Origin of the sequence: Streptomyces sp. NPDC046866 (assembly GCF_040704625.1) — a bacterium.
Lineage (GTDB): Bacteria > Actinomycetota > Actinomycetes > Streptomycetales > Streptomycetaceae > Streptomyces.
The window spans coordinates 26,261-44,878 of record NZ_JBEYXN010000026.1; the positions used below are offsets into that span (position 1 = coordinate 26,261).

At 74.5% G+C, this 18,618-nt stretch carries 13 protein-coding genes and 1 tRNA gene; 1 reads left to right on the top strand and 13 read right to left on the bottom strand.

The window, feature by feature from the left end:
* Window positions 1-54: 54 nt before the first annotated feature.
* Complete coding sequence (locus AB0953_RS29105; RefSeq protein WP_366862555.1) at window positions 55-1,557, bottom strand: MFS transporter; 1,503 nt, start codon at window positions 1,555-1,557, stop codon at window positions 55-57.
* Between the two features lie 203 nt (window positions 1,558-1,760).
* On the opposite strand from AB0953_RS29105, the gene AB0953_RS29110 reads away from it, so the two are divergent.
* Window positions 1,761-1,832: transfer RNA gene (locus AB0953_RS29110), tRNA-Cys, on the top strand.
* Window positions 1,833-1,899: 67 nt separating this feature from the next.
* On the opposite strand, the gene AB0953_RS29115 is transcribed toward AB0953_RS29110, so the two are convergent.
* From AB0953_RS29115 to AB0953_RS29170, 12 genes are all read right to left on the bottom strand, one after another.
* Entirely contained in the window at window positions 1,900-2,457 is a 558-nt protein-coding gene (locus tag AB0953_RS29115; protein WP_366862556.1) for a hypothetical protein, read from the bottom strand.
* On the bottom strand, window positions 2,457-4,742 hold the full coding sequence (locus tag AB0953_RS29120) for a DUF6571 family protein (RefSeq protein ID WP_366862557.1): 2,286 nt from the start codon (window positions 4,740-4,742) through the stop codon (window positions 2,457-2,459). The genes AB0953_RS29115 and AB0953_RS29120 overlap by 1 nt, the downstream gene beginning before the upstream one ends.
* 20 nt (window positions 4,743-4,762) lie before the next feature.
* Window positions 4,763-5,152: a hypothetical protein gene (locus AB0953_RS29125; RefSeq protein WP_366862558.1), complete on the bottom strand. Its 390-nt coding sequence runs from the start codon at window positions 5,150-5,152 to the stop codon at window positions 4,763-4,765.
* A 193-nt stretch (window positions 5,153-5,345) separates the two neighbouring features.
* A complete protein-coding gene (gene mycP / locus AB0953_RS29130) occupies window positions 5,346-6,512 on the bottom strand; it encodes a type VII secretion-associated serine protease mycosin (RefSeq protein ID WP_366862559.1) in 1,167 nt (388 codons plus the stop codon).
* Window positions 6,513-6,540: 28 nt separating this feature from the next.
* Window positions 6,541-7,986, bottom strand: a complete 1,446-nt coding sequence (locus AB0953_RS29135) for a hypothetical protein (protein WP_366862560.1) — start codon at window positions 7,984-7,986, stop codon at window positions 6,541-6,543.
* Window positions 7,986-8,507, bottom strand: a complete 522-nt coding sequence (locus AB0953_RS29140) for a hypothetical protein (protein ID WP_366862561.1) — start codon at window positions 8,505-8,507, stop codon at window positions 7,986-7,988. Before AB0953_RS29140 ends, AB0953_RS29135 begins: the two co-directional genes overlap by 1 nt.
* Window positions 8,508-8,681: 174 nt before the next feature.
* On the bottom strand, window positions 8,682-10,922 hold the full coding sequence (locus AB0953_RS29145; protein WP_366862612.1) for a xanthine dehydrogenase family protein molybdopterin-binding subunit: 2,241 nt from the start codon (window positions 10,920-10,922) through the stop codon (window positions 8,682-8,684).
* A gap of 155 nt (window positions 10,923-11,077) precedes the next feature.
* Window positions 11,078-14,254 carry a 2Fe-2S iron-sulfur cluster-binding protein gene (locus AB0953_RS29150; protein ID WP_366862562.1) on the bottom strand — a complete coding sequence of 1,059 codons (3,177 nt, stop codon included), beginning with the start codon at window positions 14,252-14,254 and terminating at the stop codon, window positions 11,078-11,080.
* Window positions 14,251-15,138 (bottom strand): FAD binding domain-containing protein, encoded by an 888-nt coding sequence (locus AB0953_RS29155; RefSeq protein ID WP_361915488.1) that lies wholly within the window; start codon window positions 15,136-15,138, stop codon window positions 14,251-14,253. The genes AB0953_RS29150 and AB0953_RS29155 overlap by 4 nt, the downstream gene beginning before the upstream one ends.
* A gap of 384 nt (window positions 15,139-15,522) precedes the next feature.
* Window positions 15,523-17,238 carry a beta-N-acetylhexosaminidase gene (locus AB0953_RS29160; RefSeq protein ID WP_366862563.1) on the bottom strand — a complete coding sequence of 572 codons (1,716 nt, stop codon included), beginning with the start codon at window positions 17,236-17,238 and terminating at the stop codon, window positions 15,523-15,525.
* A 273-nt stretch (window positions 17,239-17,511) separates the two neighbouring features.
* Window positions 17,512-17,796: a DUF3039 domain-containing protein gene (locus AB0953_RS29165; RefSeq protein ID WP_030010729.1), complete on the bottom strand. Its 285-nt coding sequence runs from the start codon at window positions 17,794-17,796 to the stop codon at window positions 17,512-17,514.
* 29 nt (window positions 17,797-17,825) lie between these two features.
* Window positions 17,826-18,386 (bottom strand): YqgE/AlgH family protein, encoded by a 561-nt coding sequence (locus AB0953_RS29170; RefSeq protein ID WP_366862564.1) that lies wholly within the window; start codon window positions 18,384-18,386, stop codon window positions 17,826-17,828.
* Window positions 18,387-18,618 lie beyond the last annotated feature (232 nt).

Here is an 18,618-nt window from a genome sequence, read left to right on the forward strand (position 1 = left end):
AGGACAACGGTACTGCTTGGTACCACTCTGTGCCAGCGATTCCGCCGCGCCGCGTCAGTCCCCGCGGGGGAGGCCGGCGGCGGCCGAACCGGGCGGCGCAGGGGCATGCAGGCGGGTGGCGACCCAGGCGCCGACCAGGGCGACGGCCGACATCGGCAGGAAGACGACCACGAACGCGGCGGGGTGCGAGGCCCCGGCCCCACCGGCGGCGGCCGAGACGGTGTGCCCGGCCCCCACCGCTCCCCCGCCGAGCGCGGCGAAGGCCGCACCGCCGGCCGCGAGCAGCACCACATTGGCCAGCGCGTCGGAGATCTGCAGGGCGGCGGAGTTCGCGCCCGCTTCCTCCGGCGCCGACAGCTTCAGCAGCAGCACGCTGGTCGAGCCGATCACCAGGCCCATGCCCAGGCACCCGATGCCCCAGGCCAGGGCCAGCGTCCACACCGGCACCCACGGCAGCAGCACCGCCGGCGCGCCCGCGATGGCCGCGGACACCATCACCATCCCGGCCACCATCAGCCGCTCCCGGTACGGCGCGACCCGCCCCTTGGACTGGATCCAGGAGCCGCCGGCCCAGGTCAGCCCGCCCAGCGCCAGCGAGAACCCGGCCAGCGTCGGGCTCAGCCCCCGCTGCGTCACCAGCATCAGCGGCACGAAGCTCTCCGCCGCGATGAACGAGCCCGCCGCGACCCCGCGCAGCAGGACCACCGCCGGCAGCCCGCGCCGCGCCCGGTAGGTGCCGCGCGGCAGCAGCCCCAGCACCGCGGGCACCAGCAGCCCGGCCCCGGCCGCGGCGGGCAGCAGCGACAACCACCGCAGGTCCTGGGCGGCGTACTGCAGCAGCCCCGCCCCGACGGAGATCCCGAGCGCGAGCCGGATCCGGCGCCGGTCGAACGCGGCGGGCGGCGCATCCGGATCCACCGGCCCGGAGGCGCTGCGCCGGATCGCGGGCAGCGCCACGGCGAGCGGGACGACGACCAGGACGGGAATCCCGAGGAACACCCACCGCCAGCCGAGGTGCTCGGTCACGGTCCCGGCGGCGAGCGGCCCGACGATCGAGGGCACCACCCAGCTCGCGGCGAAGGCTGCCATGATCGCCGGGCGGAGCCGCTCCTCGTAGGCCCGACTCACGACGACGTACAGGGCCACGATGACGAGCCCGCCGCCGAAGCCCTGCACGGCCCGCCCGAGCACGAACACCCCCATGAGCGAGGCGGTGCCCGAGCACACCAGCCCGGCGGCGAAGGCCCCGATCCCCACGGCCAGCGGCCGCAGCGGTCCCTGCCGGTCGCACCACTGGCCGGAGAGCACCATGCCGAACAGGCTGGTGGTGAAGTACGCGGAGAAGGCGAAGGCGTACAGCCCGACCCCGTCGAGCTCACGCGCGGCCACCGGCATCGCGGTACCGACGGCCGTCGCCTCGAAGGCGATGAGGAAGATGCAGGAGATCATCCCGAAGCTGAGCGTCCGGTACGCGGAACCGAGGATCCCGCCCTGCGTCCGGGCGGGATCCTGCTCGCTGCTCGCTCCTTGTGACACACGGGGTTCAAGGGCACTCATCGCCCCAGAGTAAGCGGCAAACCCACCCCTGGCCCCTGTCCGGGGGACCAATCCCGCCTGGTCCCCGAGACCTACGCCCGAGGGCCGGGGGGCCGGGGGCCGTTCGGGTTCGTGAACGCAGCATGGCAGTCGTGTGGCGCCCCCGCCGAAGCCCTTCCGCGCCGCCCGGGGCCGCTCGTACGGTCTTCTCAGCAACACCGCACGGCCGTGTGCCCGAGTGGCCTAGGGACTCGCCTGCAAAGCGGGGCACGCGGGTTCAATTCCCGCCACGGCCTCTCCCGAAGGCCGTCCAGGCCCGGCGCGACCTGGACGGCCTTCGGCATGCCTGCCGCTGACACCGCCTCAGGGGGCGTCGCTGCCGCAGCGGGTCTGCCGTTTGGCGGCCGCCAGCAGCTTGGCGATGAGCACCCTGAACAGCGGGCGCGCCTCCCTCTTCTCCATCTGCTCCGTGGACCCGCCCACCGTCACCTCAAGCTGAAACGAATCGCCTCCTGGGCTTGTGCAGGTGAGGGCGACACGGGCGCCGGTGTCGTACACAATGCCCTTGTCCCCCAGGGTGAGCGGGTCCGCACGCGGCTGGATCAATTGGGCGTTCCAGAAGAAGCTTTCGTTCAACGCCTGGCGCGTGACGGAGGCGTCGAACCGGCCCTCCCCATCGACATCCACCACGCAGGTCGCGCCCCGGCGCTCCGCAGTCAGCCGCATGTCGACGGGCCCGTCCTCGTGCACCTCAGTGCCCTTGCCCACCAAAGGGGCAAGGTCCTGGCGCGTGAAGACACCGAAGCACGAGCGTTCCGGCAGCCGTGGTGCGGCCGACGGCACCTCCTTCGAGCAGCCCACGGCCGTTCCCGCCACAACGAGCACCGTGGTGAGCCTCCGCAGTATGCGTGTGATGCGCATCAGGAACTGCCGCTCGACGTGGCGACCTGCCCACGCCCCACGGCATGCGCGTTTGCCGTCTCGGTGGAGGCCACGCCTGCGAGGGCGTCCACGGTCCGCCCGGTCATGCCGGTACCCGCTGCCGCCCTACGGACCGACTGTGCCGCGGACTCGCCCGCCGCGCGTTGGGCATCGGTGTAATCGATCACCGCAGCGTGGTCGGCCTCATCGATCTTCTTCGCGTGGTCGTGCTTCGCCCGCTCGACCACGCTCTCCGTGACATCTTCCTGGAGCCACCCCACGACGTCTCCGGCCAACGGGATCAGCTCCACGTACTTCACACCCGCTGCGCTGATGCCGCGGTTGATCCACTTGGCATTGCTTTCGACGCCCTTGACGTACTCCTCGTGCTGGTGGCCGTTCTCGGCAAACGTGCCCTCGGCCCGGGCCTGCGAGAGGATGCCCGCCACCTGGCCACCAGGATGCACAGCGCTCTTGATGGCGGCATCCACGTCCTCGTACTCGCTGCGGTGCGCGACGACGTCGTTGATGAGTGTGGTGGTGAAGGCCCGCTGGGCATTCGTCATCGCGCCGTACGCGCCGGGGTCCTGGCCGACCGCGCCGATGAACGCCGCCATGTCCGCCTTGTGGAACCTGGCCATGACGCCGTTCGCCTTGATCTGGCCGCTGCCGTTCTCCGCGGAGGCCTGGAGGTCCGGCATGTACTCCGCGGCCATCTGGCCGAAGTGCCCGGACAGGCCCTTCAGCCGGCCCTCCTCCTCGCCCGGCTTCGCCGCGACCAGCTCCGGCTCCGCGCCGATCCTCTCGACGACCCGTTCCATGACGGCCGCCATCTCCCTGGTGTGCGGGACGGGCTTCGCCGTCTCGTCGCCCGCGGCGCGCCCCGACACCGCCGCTTCGAGCGCGCCGCCGAGGGCGTCCTGCGCGGGGTGCGGGGCACCGGTCGGCGCGATGTCGAAGCCGTCCGCGTAGGGCTTCTTGTCGAGCATGTAGTCGACCATGCCCCGCGCCCGGCCGTGCAACCCGCCGACCGGCTTGTCGGCGCGCGTGACGAGCCCGTCGCCGTCGCTGTCGTCCCGGACCGGCTCGTTGAAGAAGGCGGTCGCCGCTTCCGGGTTGTTGCCGAGGACCTTCATCAGGCCCGTCAGCGGATGGAAGCCGCGGCCTCCGTCAGCGGTGTGGTTGAGGACGGCCGCCGGGTCGGCGGGGGCGCCGGACTCCCAGATCCCCGGGTGCTTGCGGTCCATTGCGACCATGTCACGGCCGACCGCAGTCAGGAACTCCGTGTCGTACGAGCCCTCGCGCAGCAGCGCCCCGAGCGCCTGGTAGCCGTACACCGGCTGGGCCAGGCCGACGTCGAGCTCCTTGCGGCCGGCCCGCATCAGCGCGGTGGTCCACGCGGCGTCGAGGTGGTTCGGGACGTCCTCGTGCGTGGCCAGGCCCAGGATCGCGCCCAGGTCGTCCTGGATGCGGCCGACCATCAGCGTGCGGTCCAGGCCGGCCCGGCCGAGGGCCGAGGAGTCCAGGGACATCGTCGCGTACGCACCGAGCACGCCCTCGGGGCCCACCCGGCGGCAGAAGGCCGTCGCGAACTCCGGGTCGTCGCGGTTGTCGTCGAGCAGGTCCTCCAGCTCCCGCAGCGCCTCGCGGTTCTGCGCGGTGCCGCCCCCGCCGACCGCCGTGATCTTCCGCATCAGCTCGGCGGCGCGGTCGGCCTGTTCGGCGTCCAGGCTCGTGTAGCGGGGCGGGCCGAAGTCGTGGCGTGCGGCGTCGGCCTGGAGGACGCGGACCAGCGAGGCGTCGGCGTCCTGGGCGTTCTCCACCGCCCGGTCGACGCGCGCCTGCCAGAGGTCCCTGTTCTTGCGGAGCAGCTGCTGGTGGTCCGGGTCGTGCCGGGCCGCGTACTCCTCCCGCGGATCGGAGAGCGGGACGGCGCAGACCCGGCCCGAGCCGTCGATCCGGAATCCGGCGGCCGGCGCCTCCTCCATCAGCTTCCGGATCTCGGCCTGGGCGGCCTGGAAGGTGGTGTGCCCGTCGGTGAGGACCAGGTGGACGCCCCTGGCGTGGCGGGCGGCGTCCTCGAACTCCTTGGCCGTCTTGTCGACCAGCGACCGTGCCACGCCGGCCGTGACGCCGTTCCACTGCGCCTTGTCGGACTTGGCCTTCATGCCGGCCCGCGCCGCCTCGGCCAGCTCGTCCAGCTTCTTGGCCATCGCGGCCCAGTCGGTGATCGCCGTCTGGAGCTTGCCCAGCGGGGCGTTCATCAGGTTCTCGTACGTCAGCACCCGCGCTCCGCCTCCCGCCGTCAGGTGAGGAGCCGGTCGAGCTTGGACGCGGTGAAGGCGGCGTAGAGCTCGTGCTCCTCCTTGGCATGGGAGGAGAGGGAGTAGTCCAGGCCGTTGGAGATGTTCGCGCAGGCCGCCACCAGGGCCTGGAGCCGGGACTCCCAGCGGGACTGCAGCGAGTGCAAGGCGGCCCCGCTGGCGAAGCCCTCCGCGGCGAGGGCGGTCGCCGCTTCCGTGGTCGCCCGGGCGGCGTGCCTGCCGTCGGTGGTGAGGCGGCCGTGGAGGTGGAAGGCCTCCGTGCCGATGGCGCCGACGTGGTCCTGGTTGAACTCCAGGTCCGCGGTGGCGAAGCCGCCGACCGCGGGCCTGGCGCTGGCCCGGGCGAGGGACCACTCCTCGTCGAACGACACGCGGCACGCTCCTGGCTCCGGGCGGGGTCGGAGCGGCCAGCGTGACACGGTGCGGTGCCGCACGGGCGAATACCGGACACGGCGTGCCGCCGCGTCGCACCCGTCCGGGCCCGGGCGGGCCGCACCTCGGACCGATCCGGGCCGGGCGGGGGCGGGCTGGATTCGGGCCCTGCCCCTCACCCGGGCGGGTGAGTCAGCGGCTCCTGCGACGGACGAGGACCGCGGCGACCGCACCGCCGCCGACGAGGACACAGGCCCCGAGCCCGAGCGCGAGCCAGGGCAGGCTGCTGCCCTTGTCGTCCGTCTTGGCCTCGGCCTGGGGCGCGCTGGATGCCGGGTTCTTGGCGTCGGCGGACGGGGCGGGCGACTTCTTGCCTTCTGCCGCCGCCAGGTCGGGAAGCGGGTACACGTCCTTCGGCCCCGGGTCGCCGGGCGTGGGCAGCGCGACCTTCGGCCGGACGATGCCGTAACCGAGGTAGTCGTTCCGCTCCTTGCCGTCGTCCGCCTTGCCGGCGGTGTTCAGCAGGACGCGGAGCACCTGGTTGTTGGTCCAGTCGGGGTGCGCGGACCACAGCAGCGCCGCGGAGGCGGAGGCGAGGGCTGTGGCGTCGCTCGTGCCGTGCGTGTTGCACAGGCCAGTTTTTCCGGCACACCCGGTCACGATGTTGATGCCAGGCGCCGACATGTCGACGTAAGCATTGTGCTGCGACTCCTTCGTCGCAGCACCGTCTGCATCAACAGCTGCAACACCGACGACTCCGGGTATCGCCGCCGGGTAGTAGACGTCGCTGTTCCCGTCGTTACCCACACCAGCAAAGATCAACTTACCCTTGGACAGGGCATATTTCACCGCAGCGGCAAGGTTCTCACTCTGGTTGACGCCCACCATGGAGATGTTGAGCACCTTGGCATCCGAATCCGCCGCATAACGAACTGCTTCGCTCATCGCCTTGAACGGCGTGCCGCCATCACCACCGAGATCGACCCGGAGCGGCAAGATTTTGACGCCTGGCGCGAGGCCGAATGCACTGTCTACGCCGCCGGGCCCTTTTCCGTTCCCGGCAATGATGGCGGCGATGCCGGTGCCGTGGTTTTCATAGTCTGTTCGCTCGTCACCGGCATAACTGGGCGCTGCGAAGTTTCTACCGGGAAGCACCTGCCCTTCGAGTTCAGGGATGCGGGCAACGCCGGTATCAATGACCGCGACAGTGACGCCCTTACCTGTGGTGATCTTCCAGATGTCGTCGGCCTTCATGGCGTCGAGATGCCATTGCTTGGACCGGACCGTGTCCGCGTGGGCCGGGGTCGCGGCGACCCCGGCCAGCAGGAGGCCCACCAGGGCCGAGGTCGCCTTACGCATGCGCATCTCGTGCAAAGGTCCGTTCTGCTCAGTCGATGACCGGCGGAACAACACGACCGTTGCCCTGCCAGGTCTCTTCGTCCTCGGACAGGTAATCGGGGCGGTCGCCCGTCCGCTGGGCATGCCGGTTGCCAGGCGTGTGGCCCCCCGCACCGGCGACGCCCATGGTGCCGCGGCCCGCCCCAGAGGCGGAAGTATTGCGCACGAGGCCCGAGCCGCCCTGCGTGAACGGCTGACCGCCCGCTACTGGACGACCGACCACGCCGGGCTGGCGCCCACCGACGACACCGCCCGGCTCCATGGCCAGCCGACGGCCCGCCGCACCACCGCCCGGCCCACCACCGTGAGGGCCACCCACGCCGGGGTGCATACCGCTGCCGCCCATACCGCGACCGCCCTGCACACCCTCCGTGCCGATGACCGTCGAACGCGGGAGACCCGGAGTAGGGCCACCGGTGGTCACCTGGCGGCCACCGATGATGCCAGTGTCACGAGGAAGCAGCGGAGCCGGACCACCGAACTTGCCGCCAGGACCCGTCAGAGGCGGCAGCTTGCTCACCGGGCCGCCACCACCGGGCAGCGTCGGCCCGGGAAGAGACGGAAGCCCGATCGGCGGCATGGGGGCGACCGGTCCGGGGCCGCTCGGGCCGGGACCAGGGAGGTTCGGCATGTTGGTGACCGGCGGGACGGTCCTGTCCGGCAGGGTGCCCACGTGGTCGAGGTCCACGTCCACGTCGTGGTCCGGCAACACCGGCACCGGAGCGGGTCCAGTGGTCGGAGGCAGTGTCACCTCCGGCCGGTGACCGCCGACCCCGCCAAGGTCGTTGGACGGACCGCTGGTCCGGGGAGTCGACGGCGCGTACGAACCGCTGCCCCCGCCGGATCCAGCGCCATAGCCGCCCCCAGAGCGCTGTATGTCTTCACTGCCGTAGACACCGTAATCCGGAACGAAATCCCCCGGCGGCGGCGGGAACGTCGGGGGCTCCACCTTGCCGATCTGCGTGTTCGACTGCTCGTACGCCCCGGCCAGCTTCGTCAGGGCGTCGATGGCCTTCTGGTGGTCGCCGCTCAGCTTGGCGTGGGACTCCGAGGCAAGCTTCTGGGCGTCCGGGTCGTTGTGGTACTTCCGAGCAGCCTCGTAGGTCTCGGCGGTCGAACTGTCGTAGGCCGGAATGTTCTTCTTGACCTCGTGCATGATCTGGGCGGCCTCGCCCATCCACTTGCCGCCCGCGGCGCTGTAGTCGCTCAGGGCCAGCGTCGCGTTGCCCGTTCGGTCGGCCCATTCCTCGAACTTGGTGGCGGCCTCGCCTTCCCAGCCCTTTACCTTGTGCTTCTTGAGGGCCTTGCCGATCTCCTCGATCGTCTTCGCCGCCTCCGTCAGGAGGGTGCTGCGGGCGGTTACCGTCTCCGGGTCGAGAGAAGCGACCATGGCGAGCAGTTGCTGGTGGGAGAAGCCCTCGAAGTTCGTCGCCATCAGATCTTGCCCTTCGGCTTGTTCGCCTCGCCGGCCGTGCCGGGCTGGGCGTCCTTGTGCTCCTTCTGCTGCTGCTTGTTGAGCGGGTCGCGATCAGGGTCGTAGTCGTGCTTGGCCTGCTTGGCGATCTGGGCCATGCGGCGCTTCTGTTCCTCGTCCATCTCGGCGTACCCCTTGCCCGACGTCTGGATCGCGATGCCCAGGCCCTCGATCTGGCCCGCCAGGTTCTTCGAGAGGTTCTCCAGCTGGGTCTGGACCGTCTCGTACGTCTTGAAGAGGGCGTCCGCCTCGGCGAATCCCTTGCCGAGGGCCCCCTTGGGGAGGGTGCCGTGGGCCAGCTTCTTGTCGTCCGCCTGGGAGTCGTTGAGCTTCTTCAGGAGTTCGTCGACGACGTTCTTGTAGCCCGACAGCGTCTCGTAGTCGACCGCGAGCGCCTTGGCCTGAGCCCGGATCGCAGCCGCCGCGCCGCTCGCGCTGGCAGCCAGCCCTGAGAACAGGTCTGGTGCTGCATTCTCTGCCACGATGGCCTCCCCGTTTGTCTCCCCGTGTGGGGTGCGGTGTCACCACCGCTCCCCGTCCCCGTTGCACCCGTTCGCACGCGAACGCAATAAGTCTCACCGATCACTTTAGCGATCGGTTCCGACACTCCCAAGCTCGGGTTGCACGTGCAATGCGACTCAATGCGGCTCTTCCGGTCAGGAGTTGGGCGCCGCCACCGCCGCCGAGGGCCTGATCGGGAGCCTGTTGACCGGGCGGCCCGTGGCCGCGCGGACCGCCGAGGCCACTGCTGCCGGGGACGTGACCACCGGGACCGCGCTCGCCGCCTTCGCGCCGAACGGGGCCACCACGTCCCGCTCCTCGACCAGCTTGACGATCCGCACCGCCGGGGCGTCCAGCGACGTCGGCAGGGCGTAGCCCGTCAGGTCGGGGTGGCGGACCATGCCGGCCACCGAGCGGAGGTTCTCCGTCAGGGCCGCGCCGACGCCCTGCGTGACGCCCGCTTCGATACGGGCGTGCAGCTGAGCGGGGTTGAGGACCCGGCCGACGTCCTGCGCGACGGCCAGTTCGACCACGCGCACCGTGCCCAGCTCGATGTCCACGTCCACCACCGCGCGGATCGCGCAGAAGGCCAGGCCGACGAAGGCGTCGCCCTGCCCGTCGCCGTCCAGCGGCTCCGTGGGGTGCGGGCGGCACTGGGCGGTGGCCCAGAGTTCCTTGCCCGCCATGGCCTCCGCGACCGTGGTGGAGAACGCGCCGTCGTAGGAGGTGATGCGGCCGTCCTTGATCTGGAGGAGCTCCGTGGACATGCCGAGCTTGTGCGCCATGGGCTGCAGGAGCTGGGTGCGGACCATCTTCGCGGCGCGCTCCACCGCCCCGCCCGAGACCCACGTGTGCCGGCCGTGCGCCGAGGGGCCGGCGGGGGGCTGGTCGGTGTCGACGGGGGCCGTCGTCACCTCGTCCACGCCCAGGACCTCCTGGACGATCTGGCGGGCGAGGGTGGCGAAGCCCTGGCCGGTGTCCACGGCCGCGCAGATCACCGTGGCCACGCCGTTGACCACCTTGACGGTGGCCGTGGAGACCTCGTCGGTGCCCTCCGCGCCCAGCATGTGCACCATGCCGACCCCGTACCCGACCCCGCGCCGCACCGCGCCCGGCTCGCCCGCGCCCTCCGGGCCGCCCGGCAGCAGCCACTCCTCCTCCGGGGCGTCCTTCGGCAGCGGGGGCAGCTCGACGTCGCGGACCGCGCGCAGGAGTTCCGCGACCGGGGCGGGGCAGGTCACGGTCTGGCCGGTGGGCAGCAGGTCGCCGGTGGCGAGGACGTTGCGCAGGCGCAGCTCCGCGCCGTCGATGCCGAGGGCGGCGGCCAGCTTGTCCATCTGGCCCTCGTACGCGGCGCAGACCTGCATGGCGCCCTCGCCGCGGACGTGCCCGGACGGCGGGTTGTTGGTGCGCACGGCCCAGCCCTCGACGAAGGCGTGCGGCACCACGTACGGGCCGCAGGCGAACGCGACGGCCGCCGCGAGCGACTCGGAGGAGGAGTCCGCGTACGCGCCGGCGTCCATCAGGATCTGGGCCTCGACCTTGACCAGGCGGCCCTCCGCGTCCGCGTGGTGGCGGTAGCGCAGCAGGGTCGGGTGGCGGTGGGTGTGGCCGAGGAAGGACTCCTCGCGGGTGGCGGCCAGTTTGACCGGGTGGCCCGTGCGCAGGGCGAGCAGGCCCAGCGGCAGCTGGAAGGCGGCGTCCTCGCGGTCGGCCGTGGCGCCCGGCACACCGGTGACCACGACGCGGACCCGGTCGGGTTCGAGGCCGAAGCAGGCCGCGGCCAGGTCGCGGTCGAGGTGCGGGTCGGTGGAGGCGGTGTAGATCTCCACGCCGCCGTCGGGGCGGGGCACGGCGAGGCCGGCCTCGGCGCCGATGGGGGCCGGGTCCTGGCGGCCGATGCGGTACAGGCCCTCGACGACGACCTCGCCGGTGGCCTCCGGGTCGCCGTAGCGCAGCGGGATGTGCCGGATCAGGTTGCCGTCGGGGTGCAGGGGCGGAGCGCCGAAGGCCTGCTCGGGGTCGGTGACGGCGTCGAGGAGCTCGTACTCGACGATGATCGCGGCGGCGGCCAGGCGCGCCGTGTCGGGGTGGTCGGCGGCGACGGCGGCGATGGGCTCGCCGTGGTGGCGGACCACCTCGTGCGCGAAGACGGGGCGGTCGGCGATGCGCCGGCCGTGGGTGGTGGCGCCGGGGACGTCGGCGTGGGTGACGACGGCACGCACGCCGGGCATCTCGGCGGCGGCCGAGGTGTCGATGGACAGGATGCGGGCGTGGGCGTGCGGGGAGCGCAGCACGGCGGCCCACAGCAGGCCCTCGGCCCACAGGTCGGCGGCGTACGGGAAGGTGCCCTCGGTCTTGGCGCGGGCGTCGGCGGGTGCGACGGAGGCGCCGATGCCGCGGGGTACCGCCGGCTCCCCGGCCTCGGCCGGGCCGCCGCCGGGCGCGCCGGAGCCGCCCGGGGCTGCGCCGGTGGTGACCGTCACCGTGGTCGTCGCCGTCGCCGTCGCCGAGCCTGCCGCGCCCGCCGAGCCCGCCGCGTCCTGCCCGCTCACGCCATGCCTCCGTTGTGGTGGATCCCGCCCTCGCCGGGCTGGGCCTGGTGCGGGATGCGCATCTCGATGCCCGCCGCCTGCGGCGCAGCCGCTCCGCCCGCCTCGGCCTCCGCCTCCGCGGCGGCCGTCGCCTCGCGTCCGGCGACGACCTCGCGGACGGCCTCCAGGACGCCCTTGTAGCCGGAGCAGCGGCACAGGTTGCCGCAGAGGGCCTGGCGGGTCTCCAGGTCGCTGGGGGCGTGGTTGCCCTCCAGCAGGTCGTGGATGGTCATGGCCATGCCGGGCACGCAGAATCCGCACTGCACCGCGCCCGAACGGCACAACGCCTGCTGCACGTCGGAGAGTTCCCCGCCGCTCGCCAGGCCCTCGACCGTCCGCACCTCGCTGCCGGCGGCCGTCGCGGCCGGGACCAGACAGGACGCGACGAGCCGGCCGTCGACCTGCACGGCGCAGGCGCCGCACTCGCCCTGCGAGCAGCCGTCCTTGGCTCCGGCGAGCCCGAGGCGTTCGCGCAGCACGTACAGCAGGGACTCGCCGATCCAGGCGCCGGTGACGGGGCGGTCGGCGCCGTTGACGCGCAACACGTAGGACGCAGACGGGTGTTCGTGGTGGGCGACGGCCGCGGCGGCCGCCTGGTCTTCCTCGTACGAGGGCCCCGCGCCCGGGAGTCCTTCGGCGATACCCGCGGCCGGCGGTGCCACGGCGATGTCCGCGGTTCCCGCACCCGGCGCGGGCCCGGCCCCGGCTCCGCCCGGGCCGTCCGTACCGTCCGCGTCCACCGCGGCAGGCGCGGCCGCGGCGTCGAAGCCGCCGCCGAGGGTGTCCCCGGGGCCGCGGCCCCGGCCTTCGCCAGCGGCCTGCCCGCGGTCGTCACCGCGGCCCTCGGCCTCGCCGTCCCCGTCGGCCCGGCCCTGGCCGTGCGGGTCGCCCGCGCCGTGCGCGAGGGCGTCGCCGCGGCCGAGCGTGCCGCCGGGGCCTTCGGCCTGGCCGCCGTGGACGTCGGTGCCGGGGCCCTGGCCGGGAGCGCCGGCCGGGTCGTGGGCGCCGGTCGACGCGTGCGCGTCCGCGGACCCGTGGGCCTCGGCCGGTGCCCCGTCCTTACCCGGACCGCCGGCCGGCCCGTGGCCGTCGGCGGCGCCGTGCCCGAGGGTGTTGCCCTGACCGGGGGTGGTGTCGTGGGCTGCGGCCTGGGCCTGGTCCTGCGCGTAGGGGCGGCCGTGGCCGTCGGTGTCGGCCGGGCCGTGGCCCAGGCCGTGCGCGTCGGCGGGGCCGTGGCCGTCGGCCGGGGGCTCGGCGTAGGTCGGGCCTTCGGCCGGGGCCTGCGCGTATGGCTGGCCGTGCCCGTCGGTGGCGGCCGGGCCGTGCCCGTCGGCCGGGGCCTCGGCGTAGGTCTGGCCGTGGCCGTCGGTTCCGGCCGGACCGTGGGTGCCGGGCACCCCGTAGGCGCCGGTGGGGCCGTGGCCCTCGGCCAGGGCCTGCGCGTACGACTGGCCGTGCCCGTCGGTGGCAGCGGCGCCGTGAGCACCGGCCGAGCCGTGGGGCTCCGCCGGGCCGTGGGGCTCCGCCGGGCCGTGGGGCTCCGCCGGGCCGTGGGGCTCCGCCGGGCCGTGGCCGTCGGCCGGGCCCTGCGCGTAGGCCTGGCCGTGCCCGTCGGTCCCGCCCGGACCATGGGTGCCCGGCAGCCCGTAGGCGCCAGCGGGGCCGTGGCCCTCGGCCAGGGCCTGCGCGTACGACTGGCCGTGCCCGTCGGTGGCGGCGGGGCCGTGGCCGTCGGCCGGGCCCTGCACGTAGGCCTGGCCGTGCCCGTCGGTCCCGCCCGGGCCGTGGGTGCCGGGCAGCCCGTAGGCATCGGCGGCACCGTGGCCCTCGGCCAGGGCCTGCGCGTACGACTGGCCGTGCCCGTCCGTGGCAGCAGGGCCGTGAGCACCGGCCAGGCCCGCGTACGACTGGCCGTGCCCGTCGGTGGCAGCAGGGCCGTGAGCGTCGGCCGGGCCGTGGCCGGGCTGGGGCTGGGCGTGGCCCTCGCCGTGGCCGTCGGCGCCCGCCGGGCCGTGGTCGTGGCCGGCAGCGTGGGCGCGGACGTAGGGCCGGGTCAGGCCGTCCGCGGCGGCCGCGGGCCGGGTGGTCTCGGCGGCCGGGGCGTGCGGCGCGGCGAACGCGCCATGGCCGTGGCCGTCGGTCCGGTCCGCGTACTGCGCCGCCGTGTCGCCCGGCCGGGTGCCGGCGTGCGCCGCGGGGGCGTGTTCGTGCGCAGGTGGGAAGGCGCCCGCGGGGTCGGCGTGGGCGGGCGCCGCGGCGGCGGCGTGCGCCGGGTCGCCCTCCGGGAGGGTGCCCACGCCGGGGCCGCCCAGGACGCGCGGGCCGCGGCTCGGGGCGCCGACGCCGGGACCGCCGAGGCGGCGCAGGCCCGCGCCCGAGGTGCCCGAGGTGCCCGGCGTGCCCTGGGCGTCGGGCAGGACGCCCGAGCTCAGCGGGGCGTCCGCGCGGGCGGTTTCGAAGCCGGGGTGGGCCGCCCACGGGGCGGGGGCGCCGCCCGGCAGGGTCACGGGGGCCTGGCTCCAGTCGGCGTGCAGGGTGTCGGGGCGGAACTCCCCGGTCTCCTCGCCGAGTTCCGGCAGGGTCCACTGGCCCGTGGCGACCGGCTCGGCCTCCCGCACGGCGTCGGGGAACTGCCATTCGGCCGTGGCCCCGGGGTCCTCGTCGCCCTCGGCGACCTCCCCGGCCCCGGCCACCGCCGCCTCCGGGCCCGCGTCCGCGAACGCCGCGGCGACCGACGCCGGGATCGGGATCGACGCCGGGATCGGCCCGCCGACCGGCGCCGGGGCAGGAGCCGAAGCGGGAGCACCGGCACCGGCACCCGCGCCGGCACCCGCCTCGCCCGCGCCCCCCGGCACCTCCGGCCACTGCGCCGGGATCGTCCAGGTCCCGGTGGCCGCCGGGTCGGTCGTGGCGGCGCCCAGCGGAAGGATCATCGGCGGCGGGACGTACCCGTGCCCGGGCGCGGCCAGCGGCTCGCCCGTGCCGAGCGCGTCCAGCATCTCCGGCGGCAGGCTGACGAACGCCGTCGCGTCGGAGTCGAACTCGGCGCCCTGCGGCACCGGCTCCCAGCCCCACGCGGCGCCGGGCCCGCCCGCGTCCCCCGTCGTTCCGTTCACGTTCTCGTTCTCACTCATGAGGTCAGCGCCCTCCCCAGGGCCCTCCGTGCCAGCACGGCCACGGTGCGCCGCAGGTGCAGCACGCCCGGGGCCACAGGTTCCCCCTGGTCGGGTACGCAGGCGGCCGCGACGTAGTCGCCGAAGGCCTCCAGCGCCTCGGGGGCCAGGGTCCGCTCCCCGTCCCAGTCGATCAGCGAGGCCACCCACTGCTCGGCCTCCAGCGGCCGCAGCGGCATCGGGGCGACCGCGCCCACGGCGATGCGCACGCCCCGGCGCGCGGGGTCCAGTACGAGCCCCACGGAGGCCACGGCGCGCCCCGGGCCGGTGCGCCCGGTGGCCTTCAGGAAGACCTGCGGCGCGTGCAGCAGCGGCACGCGCACGAAGCCGATCAGCTCCCCGGGCCGCAGCATCTCGCGGCCCGCGAGCAGGTACGAGACCGGGATCTCCCGGCGCGTCCCGCCCGGGCCGACGATGACGAGGACGGCCTCCAGCGCGGCCAGCACGGGCAGCGCGTCGCCCGTCGGCGCGGCGCTGGCGATGTTGCCGCCGAGGGTGCCGGCGTTGCGGATCTGCGGCGGCCCGGCGGCGCGCGCGGCGGCGGCCAGCGCGGGCATCAGGGCGGCGAAGTCCGGCCGGCCCATGCGGGCGTGGGTCAGGCCCGCGCCGAGCAGCGCGTGCCCGTCCTCCTGGTACTGCCAGCCGCGGATCTCGTTGATCCGGCCGAGGCTCACCAGTCCGGCGGGCCGCAGGAGCCCGGCGTTGACGGCGGCCATGAGGTCGGTGCCGCCGGCCACGGGCACGGCGGCGGGCATGGCGGCGAGAGCCGCCACGGCCTCCTCGAGCGAGGCCGGCAGCATCACGGACTGCGCCGCCTGCGGTGTGTGCGGTGCGTGCGTGGTCAACCCAGCTGCCCCTTCCCGATGTCCCGGTCACGGCGCTCACGCCTGTCCGCCGTACGGTACGTGCTCACCGCCGGGACGTGGCAACTCTGGCACATCTTCCCCACCGCCCGGCGCGAGGGTCCTCCGGGCGCCCCCTCGAGCTCCCGGCCGTCCGGTTTCCCCCGTATCGACCGAATCGACACGAACAACGGAATAGCTGGAATTGCCCAATACGCCGTTTTCGAGGGAGAGTTCCGGACAACCCCCGGGGAACGTAGGACGTACCGGATTGATCAGGAGTTCCCGGGAGCTCGGGAGAGGTCCGCACCGCCCGGTGCGGCTCGCCGCGGCCCCGGGCGGCTCCGCGCCGCCCCCGGGCGGCTCCCCCGCCTCCCGCGCGCCCCGTCACACGTTCGGCGGGGCCCCCTCGATCGGGCGTCCGAGCACCCCCGGCCGCCGCTGCCACGGCAACGGCCCGGCGGGCGGCCGGTGGTCGACGCCGAGGGCGTCCAACCGCCGCCGGTGGGCCGCCATCCGGGCCTCGAAGCCCTCGTAGTCCCGCTCGGCCGGCGCCGGCAGCCGCGACCACACCGCCTCCGCGAACGCAGCCAGCCGCGGGAACACCTGGTAGTCGACCCGGCTCCGGTTCTCCGTCACCTCGGTCCACACGTTGGCCTGCGCACCCAGCACCCGGGCCGCGGCCGCCGTCCCGGACAGCTCCGGCGGCACCGGCTCGAAGCGGTAGACGTCCTCCAGCGTGCGCACGTACCCGATCGGCACCGGCTCGTCCGGGCCCGGTGCCTGACGGTGGTCCAGGTAGACCTGCTGCTCGGGGCACATCACCACGTCGTGCCCGGCCTGGGCGGCGGCGATCCCGCCCGCGTAGCCGCGCCAGGAGGACACCGCCGCGCCGGGCGCGAGCCCGCCCTCCAGGATCTCGTCCCAGCCGATCAGCCGCCGCCCGCGCGCCGCGAGCCAGCCGTCGAAGTGCCCGGTGAACCAGGCCTGCAGCCCGTCCTCGCCGGCCACCCCCAGCTCCCGGATCCGCGCTTGCGCGGCCGGCGAGGCGCGCCACTGCGCCTTGGGGCATTCGTCGCCGCCCACGTGCACGAAGGGCGAGACCTCCGCCGGGAACAGCTCCAGGACCTCCTCGAACACGCCCTCGTAGAAGCGCAGGACGGCCTCGCCGGGCGCGAGGACGTTCTCGCTGATCCCCCAGTCGTCCCACACGCCCAGCCCCGCCGTGTCGACGACGTCGGTGTTCCCCAGTTCGGGGTACGCGGCGATGGCCGCCTGCGAGTGACCCGGTACGTCGATCTCCGGGACCACCCGGACGTGCCGCTCGGCGGCGTACGCGGCGATCTCGCGGATGTCGTCCTGCGTGTAGAAGCCGCCGTGCGGGGTCTCGTTCCACAGCGGCGAGGCCCGGTGCCCCCAGCGGCTGCGCGGCCGCCAGGCGCCGACCTCGGTGAGCCGCGGGTGGCGCCGGATCTCGATGCGCCAGCCCTGGTCGTCCGTCAGGTGCAGGTGCAGGACGTTGAGCTTGTGGGCGGCGAGGAGGTCGATGTAGCGCAGGACGCCGTCCTTGGGCATGAAGTGCCGGGCCACGTCGAGCATCAGGCCCCGCCAGCCGAAGCGGGGGGCGTCCTCCAGGGTGCCGCGGGGCAGGCTCCAGGCCCGTTCGCCGCCGCCGACGGCGGCACGCCGGTACGCGTCGGGGCCGAGCAGTTGACGGAGCGTCTGGGCGGCCCAGAACAGGCCCGCAGGGGAGGCCCCGGCGAGGTCCGCGCCGTGCCCGTCGACGGTCAGCGTGTACCCCTCGGGGCCGAGGCGTCCGGCGAGGGCGCCGTCGAGGCGGAGCCCGATCCCGCCCGGGCCGGGGCGGCCTCCCGCGTCCGCCTCCCCGTCCCCGTCCCCGTCCCCGTTCCCGGCCGCCGGGCCGGCCGTGTGCCGCCCGCCCGGCGGGAGGTCCCAGCCGGTGGCGGCGCCGAGCTCGCGGCGCAGCCAGCGCGCGGTGCCCTCGGTGCCGGGTGCGGCGTCGAGCACCGGGGCGGGCCCGAACACGTACGGCGGCGCGTCCTCGTGCAGGTCGGCGGTCAGGGGTGCGGGGATCAGGTCCATGCGTCGGCCCTTCGCTCGGAGGCGTCGCGGGGCCGCGGGGCCGCGGGGTCGCGGGGTCGCGGCGTCGCGGGGTGGGGTGCGCGGGTCGCGGGGTGGCGGCGTCGCGGGGCCGCGGCGCGCCGTGCGCCGCGCCGGTTCCGCGCAAGGGTGCTGCCGCGTCGGCCGCCGACCCCCGTACGGCGAAGGCCCCGGGGCACGCCTGTGCGCACCCCGGGGCCCCGGTCCCGCGGAGCGGTGCCGGACGGTCGCGTCCGGCACCCGCCCGCGCGGGGCCTACTTGTCCTTGCCGCCCTTGTCCTTGTCCCCGCCGGGGCCCATGGACTCGTAGATCTCCTTGCACATGGGGCAGACCGGGTACTTCTTCGGGTCCCGGCCCGGCACCCAGACCTTGCCGCAGAGCGCGACGACGGGCGTCCCGTCGAGCGCGCTCGCCATGATCTTGTCCTTCTGGACGTAGTGGGCGAAGCGCTCGTGGTCGCCGTCGCCGTGGGACACCTGCGGCGTCGGCTCTACGAGGGTCCCCGTACCAGTCCCGCGCTCGGGCTCAAGAGTGCTCATGCAAGCCAGGGTACCGACCCTTGCGCGGCTCAGTTGAGCGACGGGTCGTCCGGGTACGTCGCGACCATGGCCAGCTCGCTGCGCTGGCGGCGCAGCACCGCCCGCCACAGCCGCTGCGGGTCGGGGAAGGAGACGTCGCCGGGCTCGGACTCCACCACGTACCAGGCGCCGTCGCCGAGCTCGTCCTCGAGCTGGCCCGGGCCCCAGCCGGAGTAGCCGGCGAAGATCCGCAGCGAGCCGAGGGCCGCGGCCAGGAGCTCCGGCGGGGCCTCCAGGTCGACGAGGCCGATCGCGCCGTGCACCCGGCGCCAGCCGAGCGGCCCCTCCTCGCCGGGGATGACGGCCACGCCGAGCGCGGAGTCCAGGCCGACCGGGCCGCCCTGGAAGACGACGCCCGGATCGCCGGCCAGGCCCGCCCAGGGCAGGAGGATGTCGCCGACGCCCACGGGGGTCGGCCGGTTGAGGACCACGCCGAGCGAGCCCTGCTCGTCGTGGTCGAGCAGGAGCACCACCGCGCGGTCGAAGTTCGGGTCCGCGAGGGCGGGGGTGGCCACGAGCAGCCGCCCGGTGAGGGAGGACACCTCGGTCATGCCGACATGATCTCGCACATTCGCCCTTGAGGGGGAGCGGAGGCGGATCGAATCGCACGCAGGCGCGGGCGCACGGCAGCAGAAAGGAGCGCGTGGCGCCGATCCGGAACCGTTCGTCCGTCCGGAATACGACACTCCGCCATGAGGCGGGCACGGAGGGTGTTGTGGCCAAGTCATGACATCCATATGGCCGCGTCGGCCTTACGAACAGGGGGCCGGTGCCCCTTACCCT

Excerpts from the sequence above, each read along its gene's own strand:
- AB0953_RS29150 (WP_366862562.1), bottom strand. The coding sequence starts at position 14,254 with ATGAGTGAGAACGAGAACGTGAACGGAACGACGGGGGACGCGGGCGGG.
- AB0953_RS29160 (WP_366862563.1), bottom strand. The coding sequence starts at position 17,238 with ATGGACCTGATCCCCGCACCCCTGACCGCCGACCTGCACGAGGACGCG.
- AB0953_RS29105 (WP_366862555.1), bottom strand. The coding sequence starts at position 1,557 with ATGAGTGCCCTTGAACCCCGTGTGTCACAAGGAGCGAGCAGCGAGCAG.
- AB0953_RS29135 (WP_366862560.1), bottom strand. The coding sequence starts at position 7,986 with ATGGCGACGAACTTCGAGGGCTTCTCCCACCAGCAACTGCTCGCCATG.
- AB0953_RS29115 (WP_366862556.1), bottom strand. The coding sequence starts at position 2,457 with ATGCGCATCACACGCATACTGCGGAGGCTCACCACGGTGCTCGTTGTG.
- AB0953_RS29165 (WP_030010729.1), bottom strand. The coding sequence starts at position 17,796 with ATGAGCACTCTTGAGCCCGAGCGCGGGACTGGTACGGGGACCCTCGTA.
- AB0953_RS29170 (WP_366862564.1), bottom strand. The coding sequence starts at position 18,386 with ATGACCGAGGTGTCCTCCCTCACCGGGCGGCTGCTCGTGGCCACCCCC.
- mycP (WP_366862559.1), bottom strand. The coding sequence starts at position 6,512 with ATGCGTAAGGCGACCTCGGCCCTGGTGGGCCTCCTGCTGGCCGGGGTC.